The organism is Actinomadura formosensis, assembly GCF_050948385.1.
Taxonomy (GTDB): Bacteria; Actinomycetota; Actinomycetes; order Streptosporangiales; family Streptosporangiaceae; genus Spirillospora; species Spirillospora formosensis.
Map to the genome: position 1 here is coordinate 7,123,568 of NZ_CP192011.1, position 18,266 is coordinate 7,141,833.

The 18,266-nt window shown below is 71.4% G+C and carries 18 protein-coding genes; 8 read left to right on the forward strand and 10 right to left on the reverse strand.

Going from position 1 to position 18,266, the window contains the following annotated elements; translation table 11 throughout:
• Positions 1–576 precede the first annotated feature (576 nt).
• From ACQP1N_RS33455 to ACQP1N_RS33475, 5 genes are all read right to left on the reverse strand, one after another.
• Positions 577–1,272 (reverse strand): type II secretion system F family protein, encoded by a 696-nt coding sequence (locus ACQP1N_RS33455; protein WP_433228261.1) that lies wholly within the window; start codon positions 1,270–1,272, stop codon positions 577–579.
• Positions 1,269–2,420: a TadA family conjugal transfer-associated ATPase gene (locus ACQP1N_RS33460; protein WP_433228263.1), complete on the reverse strand. Its 1,152-nt coding sequence runs from the start codon at positions 2,418–2,420 to the stop codon at positions 1,269–1,271. Before ACQP1N_RS33460 ends, ACQP1N_RS33455 begins: the two co-directional genes overlap by 4 nt.
• A 27-nt stretch (positions 2,421–2,447) precedes the next feature.
• Complete coding sequence (ssd, locus tag ACQP1N_RS33465) at positions 2,448–3,524, reverse strand: septum site-determining protein Ssd (protein ID WP_433228265.1); 1,077 nt, start codon at positions 3,522–3,524, stop codon at positions 2,448–2,450.
• Between the two features lie 897 nt (positions 3,525–4,421).
• The gene (locus tag ACQP1N_RS33470) at positions 4,422–5,039 is read right to left on the reverse strand and encodes a pentapeptide repeat-containing protein (RefSeq protein WP_067795513.1); all 618 of its coding nucleotides are present in this window, start codon (positions 5,037–5,039) and stop codon (positions 4,422–4,424) included.
• A 32-nt stretch (positions 5,040–5,071) separates the two neighbouring features.
• Positions 5,072–5,863 (reverse strand): oxidoreductase, encoded by a 792-nt coding sequence (locus ACQP1N_RS33475; RefSeq protein WP_433228268.1) that lies wholly within the window; start codon positions 5,861–5,863, stop codon positions 5,072–5,074.
• A gap of 269 nt (positions 5,864–6,132) precedes the next feature.
• Between ACQP1N_RS33475 and acs the strand changes: the two genes are divergently transcribed.
• From acs to ACQP1N_RS33500, 5 genes are all read left to right on the forward strand, one after another.
• A complete protein-coding gene (gene acs / locus ACQP1N_RS33480) occupies positions 6,133–8,100 on the forward strand; it encodes an acetate--CoA ligase (protein WP_067795415.1) in 1,968 nt (655 codons plus the stop codon).
• Positions 8,101–8,323: 223 nt separating this feature from the next.
• Positions 8,324–9,562: a Na+/H+ antiporter NhaA gene (nhaA, locus tag ACQP1N_RS33485; RefSeq protein ID WP_433228270.1), complete on the forward strand. Its 1,239-nt coding sequence runs from the start codon at positions 8,324–8,326 to the stop codon at positions 9,560–9,562.
• A gap of 12 nt (positions 9,563–9,574) precedes the next feature.
• Positions 9,575–10,006: a phage holin family protein gene (locus ACQP1N_RS33490; protein WP_067795417.1), complete on the forward strand. Its 432-nt coding sequence runs from the start codon at positions 9,575–9,577 to the stop codon at positions 10,004–10,006.
• An 8-nt stretch (positions 10,007–10,014) separates the two neighbouring features.
• Positions 10,015–10,938 (forward strand): alpha/beta fold hydrolase, encoded by a 924-nt coding sequence (locus ACQP1N_RS33495; protein WP_067795421.1) that lies wholly within the window; start codon positions 10,015–10,017, stop codon positions 10,936–10,938.
• Positions 10,939–11,056: 118 nt separating this feature from the next.
• On the forward strand, positions 11,057–11,410 hold the full coding sequence (locus ACQP1N_RS33500) for a DUF309 domain-containing protein (RefSeq protein WP_242608595.1): 354 nt from the start codon (positions 11,057–11,059) through the stop codon (positions 11,408–11,410).
• On the opposite strand, the gene ACQP1N_RS33505 is transcribed toward ACQP1N_RS33500, so the two are convergent.
• The 3 genes from ACQP1N_RS33505 to nth all read right to left on the reverse strand — a co-directional run bounded on the left by ACQP1N_RS33505 (position 11,407) and on the right by nth (position 14,243).
• The gene (locus ACQP1N_RS33505) at positions 11,407–12,603 is read right to left on the reverse strand and encodes a MarP family serine protease (RefSeq protein WP_174548835.1); all 1,197 of its coding nucleotides are present in this window, start codon (positions 12,601–12,603) and stop codon (positions 11,407–11,409) included. The genes ACQP1N_RS33500 and ACQP1N_RS33505 overlap by 4 nt on opposite strands.
• A 190-nt stretch (positions 12,604–12,793) precedes the next feature.
• Positions 12,794–13,375, reverse strand: a complete 582-nt coding sequence (locus tag ACQP1N_RS33510; RefSeq protein ID WP_084262723.1) for an NUDIX hydrolase — start codon at positions 13,373–13,375, stop codon at positions 12,794–12,796.
• Between the two features lie 130 nt (positions 13,376–13,505).
• Positions 13,506–14,243: an endonuclease III gene (nth, locus tag ACQP1N_RS33515; protein WP_067795432.1), complete on the reverse strand. Its 738-nt coding sequence runs from the start codon at positions 14,241–14,243 to the stop codon at positions 13,506–13,508.
• 61 nt (positions 14,244–14,304) lie between these two features.
• Between nth and ACQP1N_RS33520 the strand changes: the two genes are divergently transcribed.
• Entirely contained in the window at positions 14,305–15,186 is an 882-nt protein-coding gene (locus ACQP1N_RS33520; RefSeq protein WP_067795435.1) for an SDR family NAD(P)-dependent oxidoreductase, read from the forward strand.
• A complete protein-coding gene (locus ACQP1N_RS33525; RefSeq protein ID WP_433228273.1) occupies positions 15,183–15,776 on the forward strand; it encodes a carboxymuconolactone decarboxylase family protein in 594 nt (197 codons plus the stop codon). Before ACQP1N_RS33520 ends, ACQP1N_RS33525 begins: the two co-directional genes overlap by 4 nt.
• Before the next feature lie 13 nt (positions 15,777–15,789).
• Here the strand turns inward: ACQP1N_RS33525 and ACQP1N_RS33530 are convergent, their stop codons facing one another.
• Entirely contained in the window at positions 15,790–16,440 is a 651-nt protein-coding gene (locus tag ACQP1N_RS33530; RefSeq protein WP_131732367.1) for a TetR/AcrR family transcriptional regulator, read from the reverse strand.
• 229 nt (positions 16,441–16,669) lie between these two features.
• On the opposite strand from ACQP1N_RS33530, the gene ACQP1N_RS33535 reads away from it, so the two are divergent.
• Positions 16,670–17,356 (forward strand): Crp/Fnr family transcriptional regulator, encoded by a 687-nt coding sequence (locus ACQP1N_RS33535; RefSeq protein WP_067483689.1) that lies wholly within the window; start codon positions 16,670–16,672, stop codon positions 17,354–17,356.
• Between the two features lie 7 nt (positions 17,357–17,363).
• Here the strand turns inward: ACQP1N_RS33535 and ACQP1N_RS33540 are convergent, their stop codons facing one another.
• Positions 17,364–18,146, reverse strand: a complete 783-nt coding sequence (locus tag ACQP1N_RS33540; RefSeq protein ID WP_242608596.1) for an MBL fold metallo-hydrolase — start codon at positions 18,144–18,146, stop codon at positions 17,364–17,366.
• Positions 18,147–18,266: the final 120 nt, after the last annotated feature.

Here is an 18,266-nt window from a genome sequence, read left to right on the forward strand (position 1 = left end):
ATGCCTCGGTGAGGATGCTCGGAGCTGACCTGCCAGCCGCTGCGCGGCGGCGTTCCTCTCCTTGGGGAGAAGAAAGGCCGATGCCGCCGCGCAGAGCACGGCCGCCAATGCCGTCATTGCTTCACCTGCTCCTCCTCGTTGACCAGGCCACTGTCGTGCGGCTCGGCCGGGACTTCGGCCCGGTGCGAGGCCATGTCACCCATTGCCGCCACCGCCTGAGCACACCGCGCGGATCACGACTCGGGTCCACGCTTTGGCCGCTCCCCCCTGAGAGGAAGGGGATTCTTGAGGCCCCCGCCATGGAGATGTGCGGGGATTCCCCGCTCGGGCCGCCTTCTGCCCCGGCGGGGCAGGAGGTCTTCCACCATCAACGCCGTCCCGGTTCAGCCCCGCCCGGACGAGCATCACACGCGCGGAGTTCTTGTCCCTGGGTGAGACGGCTCGGCACACAATGCAGGTGAACACGATCCTGGAAACGCGCGGTCGGCCCCCGGATGGGCAGGTGTGGCCGCCGTGGGGCGTGGTCGCCTTCGGGGAGGCCGGTCCAGGGAGTCTTCCAGGAGCACGGGGTGACGGTCAGTGGGGTGACTCGGCGTTCTTGGCCAGGTGGCGGGTCCAGTAGAGGCCCAGGAAGTTGAGGGCCATGCCGACGATCAGGCACGCCAGGCCGGGGAGGGTCCCGCAGAGGAACGGGATCGGGTGAGCGCCCAGGGCCGCGGCCATGGCCAGGCCGAGAAGCGGGAGGACGGCGAGCAGCCTGGCCGTCGCACGCGGGCCGGCGAGCTGGACCGACACGTCCTGCCGCTGGGCCTCTTCGGCGCGCAGCGCGCCCGCCAGGCCGTCCAGGACGGTCGCGAGCGTGCCGCCGCGTTCCGCGCCGATGCGCCAGCAGGCCGCCAGGAGACGGAGCCCCTCGGCTCCGGGCCGGGCCGCCAGCTCGTCCAGGTGGTCTGGCGGCGGGCGGGGGATGCGAAGGAGCTCCTCGGACACCTGCGGGTCCAGGACGGCGGCCGCCGCCGTGAACGCCTTGTCGGGGGTCCGGCCGGCGGACAGTTCGGCGGCCATGGCGTCGCAGAGTTCGATGACGGACGTCCGCCACCGCTGCGGGCGGGTCCGGCGTTCTCGCAGGGCCGCGGCTCTGGCTCTCAGGAAGCGCAGGGGGTCGTCCGGCGGCGGGGTGACGAGCCGGTCGAGGCGGTGGGCCGCCGGAGAGGGGGTCAGGAGCATCCAGACGGCGGCGGCCGAGCAGAGCACCGCCAGTGCGATGATCACCGGTCTTCCTCCAGCCGGGTGTGGAGGGCGTCCGCACCGGGGGCCGGAACGACCTCGCCGGACGCGGTGAACGACACGGCCGGGACGGCACCGACCAGGCCGTCGGACGCTCGTCGCAGAAGGCAGATCTCGGCCACGCGGCGGCGTCCGCCGCCCGGGTCGCGGACCAGGTGCACGACGATGTCCAGTGCGGCGGCCAGCTGGCTGTGCACGGCCTCCCGGGTCAGACCCGCGGCGCACGCCAGCGCTTCCAGGCGCGCCGGCACGTCCGCGGCCGTGTTGGCGTGGAGGGTGCCGCACCCGCCCTCGTGGCCCGTGTTCAAAGCCTGTAGGAGAACGACGACCTCCCGGCCTCTGACCTCGCCCACGACCAAGCGGTCGGGGCGCATGCGGAGTGCCTGGCGGACCAGGTCGTCGAGGGTCACTCCTCCGGCGCCCTCCACATTGGGCGGGCGGGCCTCCAGGCGCACCACGTGCGGGTGGGCCGGTCTCAGTTCGGCGGAGTCTTCGACGAGGAGTAGCCGTTCGGCCGGATCGACCAGCGACAGCAGGCTGCCCAACAGGGTGGTTTTGCCCGTTCCGGTGCCGCCGGTGATCAAGAAGGCGGCTCGGGACCGGATCAGCGCGGCGAGGAGATCCGCGCCCTCGGGCGGGACGGTCCGGGTCGTGATCAGCTCGTCCAGCGTGAAGGCGCGGCGCCGCGGCAGCCGCAGGGACAGGCAGGTGCCGCCCGCGGCCACCGGCGGCAGGACCGCGTGCAGCCGCACCCCGCCCGGCAGCCGGGCGTCGGCGTAGGGGGCCGCGTCGTCGAGCCGGCGTCCGGCGGCGGCGGTGAGGCGCTGGGCCAGGCGGCGCAGGGACGCCTCATCGGTGAACCGCACGGAGGTGCGGACGAGCCCCGAACCCGTATCGGCCCAGACCTCGTCCGGGCCGTTCACCAAGATGTCGGTGACATCGGGGGCACGCAGCAGCGGCTCCAGCGGCCCCGCGCCGACGTACTCGGCGCACAACTCGTCCGCCAGCGCGAGCACCTCCCGGTCGCCGAGCAGCCGCTCCTCCGCGCGCAGGGCCGCGGCGACCCGTCCGGTGGTCGCCTCCGCGCCGTCGTTGGCGAGTCGCTCCCGTACCGCGTCGGACAATCTCGTCATGACGCCTCCTTGGTGACGAGCACGTGGTCAGGCCGCTTCTCGGTAGGCGTAGGGCTGGAGGGCCAGGTCGGCCAGGACGGTGGTGCAGAAGTCGGTGAGGGGGCCGCGCCGGCAGGCCCGTTCCAGGTCGCCTTCGTCGATGGCGGCGGGGAGGCGGCGGTCGCGTTCGAAGGCGCCGGCGGACGGGAGGCCGAGGGCGGTCGCGACCGCGTCCGGGGTGAGGCCGCCCGGGGCCGGGCCCTGGACGACGAGCCGCAGGTCGGCGGTGTCCCGGCGGAGGGCGGCGGCGAGGCCGTCGGCGGCGACGGTGGCGCGGACCTCGGCGGGGACGAGCAGGAACGTGACGTCGGCGGAGCGCAGGGCGGCGCGGCCGACGTCGCCCGGGTAGCGGGGGACGTCCGCGATGACCAGGTCGAAACCGCGGGAGGCCGCGTCGAGCAGGGCGCGGGCGGCCTCGTCGGGGACCGGGACGGGCTCACCGCGCCGCCACGACAGGACGGACAGGTCGCCGGAGCGGGGCAGGGTCTCGCGGAGGGTGGCGGCGCTGAGGCGGCCGCGCCGTTCGGCGAGGTCGGGCCAGCGGGCGCCCTCCCGCGATTCCAGCCCCAGCATGAGCTCGACGCCGCCGCCGAACGGGTCGGCGTCCACGAGGAGGGTGCGCAGGCCCTGGCCCGCGGCGGCCAGGCCGAGGGTGGCCGCGAGGACGCTGGCGCCGGCGCCGCCGCGGGAGCCGACGACGCAGAGCGTCGTGGCCCAGCCGCCTTCGGGTTCGCAGGCCGCGGCGAACGCGTTGATCAGCCAGTCCTCATGGTCGGGCAGGGCGGCGACGTCCTGCGCGCCGGCCTCGACCGCGAGCCGGTACGCCTCGGATGTGGCGCCGTCGCCGGTGACGAGGACGACGCCGGGGCGGCGCTGGAGACCGGCGGACGCCACGTCCGCGGCCATGTCGGCGCCCACGAGGATGAGGGCGGGCCACGTCCAGGCGGGTCTGGCCTCATCGGGCCCGTAGGCGACCTCCGCGTGGGCGTCGGCGGCGGCCGCGAGGCGGAGCAGGCCGTCGGCGAGGGCGGGGTCGCCCGTGACGATCAGTGCCGCGAGGTTCATCGGATGGCTCCTTCGACGTTCGGAGACATCCACCTTGCGGGGCGGGGCGTGGGCACGGACGGTGTTCGGCCGACTGTGGATAACTTCGCCGGAGTGCCTGGTGAGCGGGCCGGGCGGTGGTGCCACCGCCCGGCCGGCTCGAAAACTGGACGACCCCCGCCGGGGGGGGAGAGCGGGGGTCGTCGGGCGGGTCCGGCTCCGGGGGGGTAGAGCCGGGTCCGCTTTCCAGGAAAGCCTCAAGGGAGTTCGGCCTGGGCCGTAGGTAAGTTCGTCCTATGGGAGAGGCAAACTCACTCACTCCAGTCTAGGCATATACAACATATGCTGCCCGATCATCGAGAGTGGCGTCGAGGTGCAAAGCCGTCCGGCGGATGACGAGTTTTCTCATCTGGCTGGAACATCGCGCACCGCGAGGTGCCACAAGGCGCAGGCCCCTCCACGACAGGGCGTCCCGCCCCGCGCACACGGCGTGCATAGGGACGGAAGTGGGAGCGTACAGCAGAACTAAAGATCTTTCCGTCCGCACGGCTGATCGGCCGCCAAAAGGAAACGGTCACGGTGAGTGATCAATTCCGGATCCAGCACCCAAATTCCGGATTGTCCGAAATATCCTTAACCAGCCCCGCCGGGTATCGATGTCCCGTCCGGCGCGGCCCGCGGCAGTGCGCCACGATTACCGAACAGGGGCTTGTCAGCGGGGCGGAGGGGGCGTAGACAGGTGTTACGGACCACGTGTCCGTGCACGGCAACCGGGTACCCACGCGCGACCAGCCGCGGGAGGCGCGTCGAGACGGGCTTGACCCGATCCGACGGACTTGAGATGCACGCTTGGTAACCCGGTGTGACGTGCCTGGCGGCGGCGTCCTGGAACGGGGCGCCGCTCGCTCCGTCAGGGGGCTATTCCCGGACGTCCAGCCCGAGGGCCGTCGCCAGAACGATCGCCTGGTAGGGGTCGATCACCGCGCCCTTCAGCGCGGCGCCGAACGGGTCGATGGCCGAGATGTCGCTACCGCGCAGATCGCAGCCGGAGAAGTCGGCCTGGTGAAGTGACGCACCCGACAGGTCGACGCCGCGGAACTCCGCCCCCGCGCACCTCGCACCGGTGAGATCGACCTCGCGCATGCGCACGTCCGTGAACGACGCACGGCGCAGATCGGCCCCCGGCAGGCCCGTGAACGACCAGTCGCCGCCCTTCACCTTCAGCAGGTCGTACGTGCAGGAGTCGAACAGGCCGCCCACGAGTTTGCATCCCGTGAAGGCGGCGTCGAAGAACCCGCACCGGATGAACGTGCAGTTCAGGAAGGCGGCATCGGTATGGGTCGACGCATTGAAACGCACACCGCGAAACGTGCAATCGGTGAACACGGCACCGGTGCCCGTGGCCTCGGTCATGTCGACGTCCACGAACAGGACGCTTTCGTGGGTCTCCCCCGTCAGGTCGCGCGAATCCCAGTTCGCCGACGAGATCGTGGTCTCGGTGGGCGGTGCGGGGCGCCCGTGCATGCGATCGACCATGCGCACCAGCATGGCAGCGCCCACCGACAGGATCAGCCCCGCATGAACGCTTCGCAGATCGCCTGCGAGTCCCGTGCGGCGGCGGCCACAGCGGACGAACAATGCACGATCCACCGCGCGACACCCTCGGACGTACCGGACGCATAGTCCCGCAAGGCCGGGGCGTAGTCGTCACCCAGTTCCAGGTGCCCGACCTCGGGAGCCACCAGCGACTTGGGGTCGAACCCACGGGACACCAGCGTGAGGCGCTGCGCCGCACGGGCGACGAGCCCGTCCCCCAAGCCGAACGGACGCAGGGTCAGCAGCTCGCCGTGCACGACGGCCGCGACCACCAGCGCCGGCGCCTTGGTCGACTCGGTCAGCAGCCCGCTGAGGGCGTCCAGGCGCGCCGCCGCCTCGGACGGCGAAGGCGGCTCACCCAGGCCCAGGACGTCCTTCACGGCGGCGCCGGCGGAGCGCGGACGCCCCAGCTCGTCACCGTCCACCACGTCCGCCGCGGCGAGAACGTGGAGCCGGGCGAGCGCCTGCCGGGGCGCCTTCCGCCAGGTCTCCGTCAGCGTCCCCAGCTCGGCCGACACGCGCAGCGAACCCTGCACGACGGGGTCGGACGGGCTCTCGCCGGTCCGCAGCTCGTCCAGCGTGACCGAGGCACCGTCGAGGACGGCCGACGCCCGTGCCCCGCGTAGCGCCGACTCCGTGGACACCTCGGCGCTGCGCCGCCGCAGGATGCGATGGCCGAGCAGCCGGTCCACGGCCTTACGCGCGTCGTCGACGGCATCGGCGACACCGGGCAGTTTCGCTACTTCAGCAAGGGCATCGGTCACGGCCCGACCCTATGCGGTCCTCCGCGACGCTCGCGAAACGGCCTGTGGAGGCGTAGAACGGAAGCGGTTCCCCGAACGCGGGCGGGGAAGGTCCGTTGTGCCGGGGGTCACACCACCGGTTGTGTCGGGGGTCACAGCACCATCCGGATTCATGAGGAGCCCGCCGCGTTCGTCTTCCACATCAGGGATTCCGGCCTTGTGGAGACCGGGAACTTCCTGGTGAAGTGGGGATACCGGGCGACCCCGCATCACCTAGCAAGGAGTTCGCGTTGAGCCAGAGCCAAGAAACACTGTCGAACCTTCTGCAGGAGACGCGTCGCTTCGCCCCGCCCGCGGACCTCGCCGCCTCGGCGAACGTCAAGGCCGACGCGTACGAGCAGGCCGCCGAGGACCGCCTCGGCTTCTGGGCCGAGCAGGCCGACCGCCTCACCTGGACCAAGCGGTGGGACGAGGTCCTCGACTGGAGCAACCCCCCGTTCGCCAAGTGGTACGTGGGCGGCGAGCTGAACGTGGCCTACAACTGCGTAGACCGGCACGTCGAGGCCGGGCGCGGAGACAAGGTCGCCTACTACTGGGAAGGCGAACCGGGGGACAGCCGTACCCTCACCTACGCCGACCTCCAGCGCGAGGTGAACAAGGCCGCGAACGCGCTGCTCGAACTGGGCGTCCGCAAGGGCGACCGGGTCGCGATCTACATGCCGATGATTCCCGAGCTGCCGATCTCGATGCTGGCGTGCGCGCGCATCGGCGCGACCCACTCGGTCGTGTTCGGCGGCTTCTCGGCCGAGGCCCTCCGGACCCGTATCGACGACGCGCAGGCCAAGCTCGTCATCACCGCGGACGGCGGGTTCCGGCGCGGCAAGCCGTCCGACCTCAAGGGGATCGTGGACGAGGCCGTCGCACAGACGCCGTCGATCGAGCACGTCCTCGTGGTGCGCCGCACCGGCGAGGAGGTGGCCGAACACGACCGCGACCTGTGGTGGGACGACGTCGTCGGCCGGCAGAGCGAGGAGCACACGGCCGAGCCCATGGACTCGGAGCACCCGCTGTACATCCTGTACACCTCCGGGACGACGGGTAAGCCGAAGGGCATCCTGCACACCACGGGCGGCTACCTGACCCAGTGCGCCTACACCCACTGGGCCGTGTTCGACCTGAAGCCGGAAACGGACGTCTACTGGTGCTCGGCCGACATCGGCTGGGTGACCGGGCACTCCTACATCGTGTACGGGCCGCTCGCCAACGGGTCGACCAGCGTCATCTACGAGGGGACGCCCGACACCCCCAACAGGGGACGCTGGTGGGACGTCATCCAGAAGTACAAGGTGTCCATCTTCTACACCGCCCCCACGGCGATCCGCACGTTCATGAAGTGGGGCGACGACATCCCGGCGCAGTACGACCTGTCGTCCCTGCGCGTGCTCGGGTCGGTCGGTGAGCCGATCAACCCGGAGGCCTACATCTGGTACCGCAAGAACATCGGCGCCGACCGTACGCCGGTGGTCGACACGTGGTGGCAGACGGAGACCGGCGCCATCATGATCAGCCCGCTGCCGGGCGTCACGGCGGCCAAGCCCGGGGCGGCGATGCGTCCGCTGCCCGGGATCACGGCGGACGTGGTGGACGACCAGGGCCGGTCCGTGCCGAACGGCGGCGGCGGGTTCATGGTGGTCAGGGAGCCGTGGCCGGGCATGCTCCGCACGATCTGGGGCGACGACGAGCGGTACGTCAAGACGTACTGGTCGCGTTTCGACGGCCTGTACTTCGCCGGGGACGGCGCCAAGAAGGACGAGGACGGCGACATGTGGCTGCTCGGCCGCGTGGACGACGTCATGCTCGTGTCCGGGCACAACATCTCCACGACGGAGGTGGAGTCGGCGCTGGTGGCGCACCCGAAGGTCGCCGAGTCGGCGGTCGTCGGCGCGACGGACCCGGTGACCGGCCAGGCGATCGTCGCGTTCGTCATCCCGCGCGGCGAGGGCGGCGGCGACGTGGAGGGCGAGGACTTCCTGCGGGAGCTGCGCGACCACGTGTCCAAGACGCTCGGCCCGATCGCCAAGCCCCGGCAGATCATGATCGTGCCGGAGCTGCCGAAGACCCGCTCCGGGAAGATCATGCGCCGGCTGCTCCGCGACGTCGCCGAGAACCGCAGCATCGGTGACGTCACGACCCTGGCCGACAGCACGGTCATGGACCTGATCGCGGAGAAGCTCCCCGCGGCCAAGTCCGACGGCTGATCCGCCTCGGAACGGCCCGCGCCCGCCCCGCCTTTCGTGGGGGGCGCGGGCCGTTCCCATGCCCGCGGCCCCGTCACAGGTGGGTCTCGCCAGGGGCCGCACCTGGGCAGACCCACTAAGGTGGAGTCTGGTGTGCCGGGAAGGCTGGTCGGCAGGTGACGTCCCGTAGTGGTTGCGGGCCGGGCCTTGACCGACCGTCCGCCTCCTTCCCGAAGGTTTCCGCATGGCGCGCACACCCGTGAAGCGCCGCGTCGCCGCGACGTGGCCGTTCCGTCCGACCGTCCGTTACAGCACTCAGGTCGCCAACGCGCTGCGGTTGGAGACCTACGGCGGCATCGTGATGCTGCTGGCCGCGGTCGCCGCGCTGGTGTGGGCCAACACGCCGTGGGCGAGCACCTACAAGAGCCTGCAGACATTCGAGATCAGCCCGCATTGGCTGCACCTGGGGCACATGGACCTGCAGCACTGGGCGTCGAGCGGGCTGCTGGCGGTGTTCTTCTTCATCGCCGGCCTGGAGCTGCGTGAGGAACTGACGCACGGCGAGCTGCGCAATCCGCGGGACGCGGCGCTGCCGGTGATCGCCGCGGCGGCCGGCGTGGTGATGCCGGCGCTCATCTTCCTGGCGGTGAGCACCGGGGAGGCGGGGGCGGCGCGGGGCTGGGCGGTGCCGACCGCGACGGACATCGCGTTCGCGCTCGCGGTGCTCGCCGTGACGTTCACCTCGTGCCCGGCGCCGTTGCGGGCGTTCCTGCTGACGCTCGCCGTGGTGGACGACCTCATCGCCATCGCCATCATCGCGCTCTTCTACACCGAGACCGTGCACTGGACGCCCCTGGGGCTCGCGGTGGTCCTGGTCGGTGCGTATGGGTTCCTGCAGTTCAAGGACGTCCGCTCGCCCTGGGTGTATGTGCCGCTGGCCGTCCTCGCCTGGTACTTCCTACAGCGCAGCGGGATCCACGCAACGGTCGCCGCCGTGGCCATGGGGATGCTCACCAGCCCGAAGGAGACCCCGGACGGACGGCCGACGAACGCGGAACGGGCCGACCACGTGCTGCGGCCGTTCTCGGCGGGCGTGTGCGTGCCCGTCTTCGCGTTCCTGTCGGCGGGGGTCGGGCTCGGCGCGTCCCAGCTGGGCGCCGTGTTCACCGACCGGGTGGCCCTCGGCGTGATCGCCGGGCTGGTGATCGGTAAGTTCGTGGGGGTCCTGGGCGGCGCGTGGGCGGCCGTGCGGCTCGGCTTCGCGACGCTCGGGGAGGATCTGCACTGGCATGAGATCGCCGGGGTCGCGCTCCTCGCCGGGGTGGGTTTCACCGTTTCGCTGCTGATCGGCGGTTTGGCCTATACCGACCAGGCACAATTCGAGAGAGTGACGACTGCGGTCCTGATCGCGAGCGTTCTCGCTTCGGCGGCCGCGGCCGTCGTCTTCCGGAGAAGGGTGCGTGTGCGCGCGCGCCCGGACTAAGGAGAAAGCCATATGTCCGAGGCTCTACCGGGCGAGCGCATCGAGGACAAGTCCCTCGGTGAGCTGGTCGCGCTGGCGTCGAGCAATGTCTCCAACCTGGTCAGGGCGGAGATGGACCTGGCCAAGCTGGAACTGAAGGCCGACGCCAAGAAGGCCGCGCTCGGCAGCGTGATGTTCACGATCGCCGCGCTGATCGGCGGGCTCATCGTGATCCTGCTGTCGATCGCGTTCGCCTACGGCCTGGTGGCCCTCGGGATCTGGCACTGGGCCGCGTTCCTCATCGTGGCGGGCGTGTACCTGGTGCTGGCGCTGATCCTGATCGCCATCGGCTACCAGCGCATCCGCAAGATCGACGGGGCGAAGCGGACCCGGAAGACGCTCAAGGCCGACATCTCCGCGCTGCGGCGCCGCGGCGACTCCGGCGAGCTCGAGCCGACGGACTGACCGGCGCCATGTCCGGGCACGACGCGTCGCTGATCGAGGTGGACGGGCCGTGGACCCACCGGCAGGTCAGCGCCGGGGGGACGCGGTTCCACATCGCCGAGGCCGGCGAGGGGCCGCTCGTCCTGCTGCTGCACGGTTTTCCCGAGTTCTGGTGGTCGTGGCACCACCAGCTCGTGTCGCTGCCCGCGGCCGGCTACCGCGCGGCGGCCGTCGACCTGCGCGGATACGGCGGCAGCGACAAGCCGCCGCGCGGCTACGACCTGGTCACGCTGGCCGGGGACGCCGCCAGGCTCGTCCGCGCGCTGGGCGAGGCGAACGCGATCATCGTCGGGCACGACTGGGGCGGGCTGCTCGCCTGGACGGCGGCCGTCTACCACCCGAAGATCGTCCAGCGGCTGGCGGTGGTGAGCGTCCCGCATCCGCTGCGGCTGCGGCAGGCCCTCGCCGGTGACCCGCGCGGCCAGGGATGGGCGGCGCGGCACACGCTCGGCTTCCAGGTGCCGCTGTGGCCTGAACGGCGTCTGGTACGTGACAATGCGGCGCTGGTGGGCAGGCTCCTGCACGACTGGTCCGGCCCAGGCTGGCCGGACGAACACACTGAGCAGCTTGTGCGGAAGGCAGTGCAGATCCCTGGCACGGCCCACTGCGCGCTGGAGTACCACCGCTGGCTCTTCCGGTCGCTGCCCCGCCCGGACGGTATCCGCTACGCGCACCGGATGCGCACACCCATCCAGGCACCCACACTCCACCTGCACGGCGCGCTCGACACATGCGTCCTTCCGGCCAGTGCCCGGGGCTCCGGCCGCTATGTGGCGGCCCCCTACCGCTGGAAGCTCATCGAGGGCGCCGGTCACTTCCCCCACCAGGAACGTCCTCACGCGTTCGACAGGCAACTTCTCGGATGGCTCGCCGACCCGGAACCCGAACACTGATCTCCGGGCGTACGGTGGACCCATGCGGGATCGCGACCAGATTGGACGCCCACGCAACGCACGCCCACGGGACGCGTATGGCCGTCCGCTGCCCCATGGAGCCACCGGCATCCCCACCATGCCGGACGACCTCACCATGCCCCCGGCGAAGGCCCTGGAAGAGGCACAGCGTCTCCTGGACGCCGACCGCCCGTTCCACGCCCACGAAGTGCTGGAGGCGGTCTGGAAAGCCTCTCCGGAGCCCGAACGTGAGCTGTGGAGGGGCCTGGCCCAGGTCGCCGTGGGAATAACCCATCTCCGCCGTGGAAACACCCGCGGCGCCGAAGCGCTCCTCAGCCGCGCCGCCGACCGGCTCGTCCCGTACGAAACCGAGACTCCGCACAGCATCGACGTCAAGGGCGTCGTTCAGCGGGTACGCGAGCTGGCGGTGCACCCCGAGAACGGTCCTGTGACCCTGCGGCTCACGATCTAGTCAGAGCAGTTCTGCGTGGACACCGGCGCCGTGGACTGCGCGCCCACGCGCGCATCAGGCGCGACCTCATCCGCGGTGAGCGCGTAGCCGGTGGACGGGGTGTCCAGTGCCGCCGCGAAGATGACGCCGTACACGCGTCCGTCCGTGGACAGCAGCGGCCCGCCCGAGTTGCCGGGCTCGACCTTGCCGCGGAGTGCGTAGATCTCACGGCTGACCTGGCCGGAGTGGTAGATGTCCGGGCCCCGCGCGGTCTGCCGGGCACGGATGCGGGCGGCCCCCGTCGTGAACGGCTGGTTCTTCGGGAACCCGGCGATGATCGCGTCGTCCCGTACGCGGGCCTCCCTGGCGAACTGCAGCACCGGAGCCCGCAGCCCCGGCACGTACAGGACGGCGATGTCGCGCTTGGGGTCGTACAGGACGACCCGTCCCTTGGTGGTGGCGCCGTTCATCGTCGCCACGAGCGAGGCACCGCGCGCACCGGCGACGACGTGCGCGTTGGTCATGATGTGCTGCGGCGCGAACACGAACCCGGTGCCCTCGATGCGGCGCTGGCACTGCGGCGCCGTGCTGACCACCTTCACGATGCTGTTCTTGGCGATCCTGAGGCCCCTGGTCTTCAGCACGGACTCGTCCGGCGGCGGCACCTGCACCACCGACTCGCCGCCGAGCCCGTTGAAGACCTGCGGGAACTCGCTGCCCCGCACGAAGCCCTGGAAGGAGGTGAACCAGGTCTGCGCCTGCGCGGGCATCACGCCGTTGATGCCGCTGATGATCGAGGAGCCCTTGACCTGGGTCCGCAGGGGCTTGAAGTCGGAGTTGGCGACCAGGCTGCCGAAGAACCACGCCACGATCAGCAGCGACGTCGCGCTGACGAACGTGCCGCCGACCGCGTCCGCGGTGCGGGCGTTCATGCCGGTGACCCGGTTGCGCAGCACGGCGCCGAGCGACGAGGCGATCAGCTGCCCGAGGGTGGCGGCCAGGAACGCGATCACGATGGCGAGGAGCGCCTGCTGCGCGGCGCCGTCCACCGTGGCCTCGGCGATCGGCGGCGCGATCAGCACCCCGGCGACACCGCCGCCGACGAAGCCGACGAAGCTCAGCAGGCTCACGATGAAGCCCTGCCGGTAGCCCGAGACTCCGAACAGCACGACGAGCACGAGCAGGATCAGATCGAGAATGTGGTCGTGCAGCACCGCTTCACCGTATAGGTCCGCGCAGCGGGTTCACGTCCCCTCGCCGTACCGGTTTCGGACGTGGCGGGTAGCCGTCCGGAGTGACACGCGGACGTGACCGGAGCCATGCCGGCCGAGAACCCGCCCCTGACCTGCGGATCATTCACTTGACCTTGGAAAAGGCGCGGTCTTGCCGCCGTACGGGGGGTTCTCAGCCGCGCGCGGCGAGGTTCAGGACCTCGGGCGGCAGGTCCTCGACGTGAGAGGTGTCCCACGGCCGGTTCCAGCCGCCGGCGTCCAGCACCTGGGTGAGCAGCGCCGCCGTGAACCCCCACACGAGCATGTCGCGGACGCGGAACGCGGGCCCGAGCCTGATCCCGGAGGGGTGCCGGACCATCAGCCGGTTCTCCGGGTCGACGAGTTCGGCGAGCGGGACGCGTGCGACCATCGCGACCTCGCCCGGATGGCCGGGCGCGACCTCCGACGGCTCCCGCCACCAGCCGGCGACGGGCGTGATGCGGTGCTCGCTGCGCGACAGGTAGAGCTCCGGCAGCGTGCACAGGACGTCCACGCCGGACGGTTCGACACCGGCCTCCTCCCACGCCTCGCGCAGCGCCGCCGCGACCGGGCCGTCGTCCTCGGGGTCGATGCGGCCGCCGGGGAACGCGGGCTGCCCGGCGTGCTTGTTCAGCGTGGCGGCGCGCTCGGTGAGCAGGACGTCCGGGCCCGCCGGCCCCTCGCCGAAGAGGATCAGGACGGCGGCGGCGCGGGCGCCGGACGCGGGCCGGAACATCGGCGGCACCGGTATCCGGGGGCCTTCCACGCGGAAGCGGTCGAGCCAGGCGGGGCTGCTGGGGGTGGTCTCGGTCACGTCCGTCCCAACTCAGGAACGCCCGCGTTCCTTCCCGTCATGAGAACGCCCGTCATGAGAACGGCCCCGGCTTCACGAGCTTGCGCGCGGTCTCCTCGTCGGTCGGCCCTTCACCGAAGGACGGGCACAGCCGCGCGAGCGGGCACACACCACAGGCCGGACGCCGGGCATGGCACATCCGGCGGCCGTGCCAGATGAGCCTGTGGGAGAGCATCGTCCAGTCCTTGCGCGGGATGAGCGTGCCGACCTCTTGTTCGACCTTGACGGGGTCGTCTTCGGTCGTCCAGGCGAATCGCCGCGCGAGGCGGCCGAAGTGGGTGTCGACGGTGATCCCTGGGACGTCGAACGCGTTGCCCAGGACGACGTTGGCCGTCTTGCGCCCGACACCGGGCAGCTTGACAAGGTCCTCAAGGCGTCCTGGGACCTCGCCTTTGAACTGGTCGCGCAATGCGGCGGACAGCCCCATGACCGACTTGGTCTTGGCGCGGAAGAACCCGGTGGGCTTCAGGATCGCCTCGACGTCCTCGGGGTCGGCCGCGGCCAGGTCCTCCGGGGTGGGGTACTTGGCGAACAGTTGGGGCGTGGTCAGGTTGACCCGCACGTCCGTGGTCTGCGCCGACAGGACGGTCGCGACGAGGAGCTGGAACGGGGTGCCGAAGTCCAGTTCGCAGTGCGCGTCCGGATATGTCTCGGCCAGGATCCGGTTCATCCGGCGCGCCCGCCGCACGAGCGCCAGCCGGGACTCGGGCTTGCGCCCGCCCGCGGGGGACGATGCCGTCGTGGTCGCCATCCCGCCAGCGTAGAGCCTTCCTTAAAAAAACATACATGTTCTTTTATGTTAGGGTCCCCGCATGATCCTCGACTCCTCCCGGTGGGCCGCGACCCTCACCGGACGGCGCGTGCTGATCACGGGCGCGGCGCGGGGCATCGGCGCGGCCCTGGCGGCGCGGCTGCACGAGCGCGGCGCCCGCGTCGCGCTCGCCGGTCTGGAACCCGATCTACTCGGGGCCGTCGCGAGCGGGTGCGGTTCCGCGCCTTGGTGGACGTGCGACGTGACCGACCGCGGCAGGGTCGAGGAAGTCGTGAACGACGCGGTCAAGGAACTGGGCGGCCTGGACGTGGTCGTGGCCAACGCCGGTGTGGCCGCGCAGATGCCCGTCATCGGCGGCGACCCGTCCGTACTGGAACAGAGCCTCCGGGTGAACGTGCTGGGCGTCCACAACACGCTCCGGGCAGCCGGACCCCACATCAGCCATGAACGCGGCTACGCGCTGGCCGTGGCGTCCTTGGCGGCGGCCGTTCATCTGCCTCTGCTGGGCGCCTACAGCGCGTCCAAGGCCGCGGTGGAGGCGCTGGGCAACACGCTGAGGGTCGAGCTGAGGCCGTGGGGCGCGAAGGCGGGCGTGGCCTACTTCGCGGAACTCGACACCGACATGACGCGGCGCGGGTTCAGCACTGAGGCGGCGTCCGCGCTGATGGGTTCGGGGCCTGCGAGCAGCCTCATTTCAGGAGTCGCGCCCTTGCGGGTGGGGATCGACGCACTGGAACGCGGAATCGCCCGCCGCTCCAAGCGGGTCGTCGCTCCATGGTGGGTGGGGGGCGTCCTGCCCGTCCGGATGCTCGCGCAACCCGTGCTGGACCGCGTCGTCCAGCGCAAACTGCGCCTCACTCTGGAGGTCGCGCGGAACGAGCAGGTCGAACTGACCACGCCGCAACCGGACTCTCACCTGTGAGTCCTTCCCGCCGGCGGACCCCGCGGGCCTGCGCGCCCCGCGTCGCACCAGGCGGCATCGGCGACATCGGCGTGGTGAACTGGCTCGCCTGCCGCGTCGCGGGCCGGGCCGCCGGAACCGGGCCGCCCAACCTGTTCCTGACCCTGGCACGCCGGCGCGGGCTGTTCCGCGGCTGGCTGTGGTTCGCCGGACGGCTCATGCCCGGCGGCACCCTGCCGCGCCGCGAGACCGAACTGGTGATCCTCCGCATCGCGCACCTGCGCGACTGCCGCTACGAGTTCGACCACCACGTCCGCATCGCCGGCCGTTCGGGCGTGCGGGGGCGGGACGTCGAGCGCGTCAAGGCGGGCCCGTCCGCCGCCGGCTGGACGCCGCGCGAACAGGCGATCCTCGCCGCGGCCGACCAGCTCCATCACGCACGGGACCTGGACGACGAGACCTGGGCACGGCTCCGCACCCACCTCACCGAGGGCGAGTGCGTCGAGCTGACCGTCCTCGCCGGTCACTACGAGATGCTCGCCACCGTGATCACCGCCCTGCGCATCCGGCCCGACCGCCCCCGGCGTCCCGGCCGAAGACCGCAGGGGTGAGCATCACAGCACCTCAGACGGCAGGTCGGGCGTCCAGGACCCCCGCTCGAAGCAGGAGGCGCACATGCTCGGCGACCGGCGGCCCGACCGCCCGCAGCGCCTCCATGTCGCCCATCGCGACCGCCGGCGTCACCATCGTGCTCACCGCGGACACGACGATCTGGCACGCGAATTCGGCCGTCTCGCCGGTCACGCCCATGAGCCCCGCCAAAGCCCCGGCCAGATCGCGCTGCATGGCGGAACGGCGCCGGATGGCCTCGGGCCCGGCCGCGTACACCTCGACCAGGAACAGCCGCGCGTACCCCGGTTCGGACGCCAGCGCCTCCAGGTAGGTGGTGAAAGCCCGCTCGAACCGGGCCGCCGGATCGCCCTCGCCCTCCGCGGCGCCCTCCAGCCGGCGGCGGAGCAGCTCGCCCGCCTTGTCGAACGCCGCCATGAAGCAGTCGAGCTTGGACGAGAACAGCCCGTAGAAGTTCTGCCTGGACACCCGGGCCCGTTTGAGGACATCCTCAACCGAGGTTCCGACGTATCCTTTCTCCGCCATCGCCGCCGCCATGGCGGCGCAGAGCCGGTCCCGGTGCACGCGCTCGACCTCCGAGCGGGACAGCGCGTGACGTCCCCGGGGAAGCCGGCGCGGTGTGGAGCGGGGGCCGGAGCTCTGCATCCGCTCAGGGTAAGGCACCGCAGGCAGGAGCCCATCTCGCCCGATTCCGGGTGATTGAGACCGGTGTGATGGCATTCACCCGCTGGTCCGTACACTGGGCAAACGGGACCGTGACCCGCCGCGGGACGCACGACCCCGGTCCCGCGTTTCGGCGCGCCGTGACCTTGCCCTCACGCACGCGGTGGGACGTACGTCACACTAGGCATGTAGGTGTTCGAGGAGGAGAAGCGTGACCGATCGCGACGTGGACGTTCTGAGTAGAGCCCCGCTCTTTGAGGCCCTCGACGAGCAGGGCGCCAAGGCGCTGCGCGCCAACGTGACCGAGGTGCGTCTCGCGCGCGGTCAGACGCTGTTCAACGAGGGAGAGACCGGGGACCGGCTGTACGTCGTCCTGGAGGGCAAGATCAAGCTGACCCGGACGGCGCCCGACGGCCGGGAGAACCTGCTGAGCGTGCTCGGCCCGAGCGAGATGTTCGGCGAGCTGTCCCTGTTCGACCCGCGCCCCCGCACCGCGAGCGCCATCGCGGTGACCGAGTGCCGCCTCGCCGGGCTCGGCCACGACGACCTGCGGCCCTGGCTCACCGGGCACCCGGAGGTCGCCGTGCAGCTGCTCCGCGCCCTGGCGCAGCGGCTCCGCAAGACCAACGACGTGATGGCCGACCTCGTCTTCACCGACGTTCCCGGACGCGTCGCCAAGGCGCTGCTCGACCTCGCCGAGCGTTTCGGGCAGCCGTCCGAGGCGGGGCTGCACGTCCACCACGACCTCACGCAGGAGGAACTGGCGCAGCTCGTCGGCGCCTCCCGCGAGACCGTCAACAAGGCGCTCGCCGACTTCGCGCAGCGCAACTGGCTGCGCATCGAGGCGCGCGCCGTGGTGATCCTCGACATCGAGCGCCTCCGCAAGCGCTCGAAGTGAGCCGCGCTCAGCGGCCGTTCAGATAGTCCAGTTGCGACTGGACCGACCATTCGGCCGCGGGCCAGAGGGACTTGTCGACGTCGGCGTAGACGCGTTCGACGACCTCGCGCGCGGTGCGCGCGCCCGCGGCGACGGCCGCCTCGACCTGTGCGAGGCGCTCCCGGCGATGGTCGATGTAGTAGTCGAGGACGGCGATCGGGTCGTCCAGCTTGGGGCCGTGGCCGGGGAGGATGGTGGCGGCCTCAACATCGGCGGAGAAACGGCGCAGCCGGTCGAGCGAGTCAAGGTAGTCGCCCAGGCCGCCTTCCAGGACCGTCGTCCCGTAGCCGAGAATGGTGTCGCCGGTGAGGACGGCACCGTCCGCCGGAAGCCAGAACGTGAGCGAGTCGTGGCTGTGGCCCGGCGTCTCCATGATCCGCAGTTCCAGGCCGCCCGTGGTGACGACGTCGCCCTCCGAGAGCCCCTCGTCGCCGAGCCGGTGCCGGGGGTCGAGGGCCCGTACCTTGACCGAGCCGCCGGCCAGCTTCGCGAACCTGCCGGCCCCGGCGGAGTGGTCGGGGTGGCCGTGGGTGAGCAGGACGAGGCCCACGCGACGGCCCTGCGCCTCGACCGTTTCCAGCACGCGCCGGAGATGCGCGCCGTCCTTGGGGCCGGGGTCGACGACGACGGCCTCGTCCGCCCCCGGCTCGGCGATGATCCACGTGTTCGTGCCGTCCAGGGTCATGGCGGACGGGTTCGGAGCGAGCACGCAAGTCGCCCTTTCGGTACCCATTCCGTCGATCTCCGTCATATCTCCCATCCTGCCCGAGGTCCGATCCGGGTGACGGGCCGGGTTCCAGCCGAGACGTTCGAGATGCCGGAGCGCCGAGGTGCCCGCCAGCCGCCGCATGAGGGCCTGGGCCGGTGGCAT

Coding starts and splice junctions, on each gene's coding strand:
- ACQP1N_RS33520 (WP_067795435.1), top strand. CDS start 14,305: ATGATCCTCGACTCCTCCCGGTGGGCCGCGACCCTCACCGGACGGCGC.
- ACQP1N_RS33490 (WP_067795417.1), top strand. CDS start 9,575: ATGTCCGAGGCTCTACCGGGCGAGCGCATCGAGGACAAGTCCCTCGGT.
- ACQP1N_RS33460 (WP_433228263.1), bottom strand. CDS start 2,420: ATGACGAGATTGTCCGACGCGGTACGGGAGCGACTCGCCAACGACGGC.
- nth (WP_067795432.1), bottom strand. CDS start 14,243: ATGGCGACCACGACGGCATCGTCCCCCGCGGGCGGGCGCAAGCCCGAG.
- ACQP1N_RS33495 (WP_067795421.1), top strand. CDS start 10,015: ATGTCCGGGCACGACGCGTCGCTGATCGAGGTGGACGGGCCGTGGACC.
- ACQP1N_RS33500 (WP_242608595.1), top strand. CDS start 11,057: ATGCCGGACGACCTCACCATGCCCCCGGCGAAGGCCCTGGAAGAGGCA.
- nhaA (WP_433228270.1), top strand. CDS start 8,324: ATGGCGCGCACACCCGTGAAGCGCCGCGTCGCCGCGACGTGGCCGTTC.
- ACQP1N_RS33470 (WP_067795513.1), bottom strand. CDS start 5,039: ATGGTCGATCGCATGCACGGGCGCCCCGCACCGCCCACCGAGACCACG.
- ACQP1N_RS33540 (WP_242608596.1), bottom strand. CDS start 18,146: ATGACGGAGATCGACGGAATGGGTACCGAAAGGGCGACTTGCGTGCTC.
- ACQP1N_RS33510 (WP_084262723.1), bottom strand. CDS start 13,375: ATGTTCCGGCCCGCGTCCGGCGCCCGCGCCGCCGCCGTCCTGATCCTC.
- ssd (WP_433228265.1), bottom strand. CDS start 3,524: ATGAACCTCGCGGCACTGATCGTCACGGGCGACCCCGCCCTCGCCGAC.
- ACQP1N_RS33530 (WP_131732367.1), bottom strand. CDS start 16,440: ATGCAGAGCTCCGGCCCCCGCTCCACACCGCGCCGGCTTCCCCGGGGA.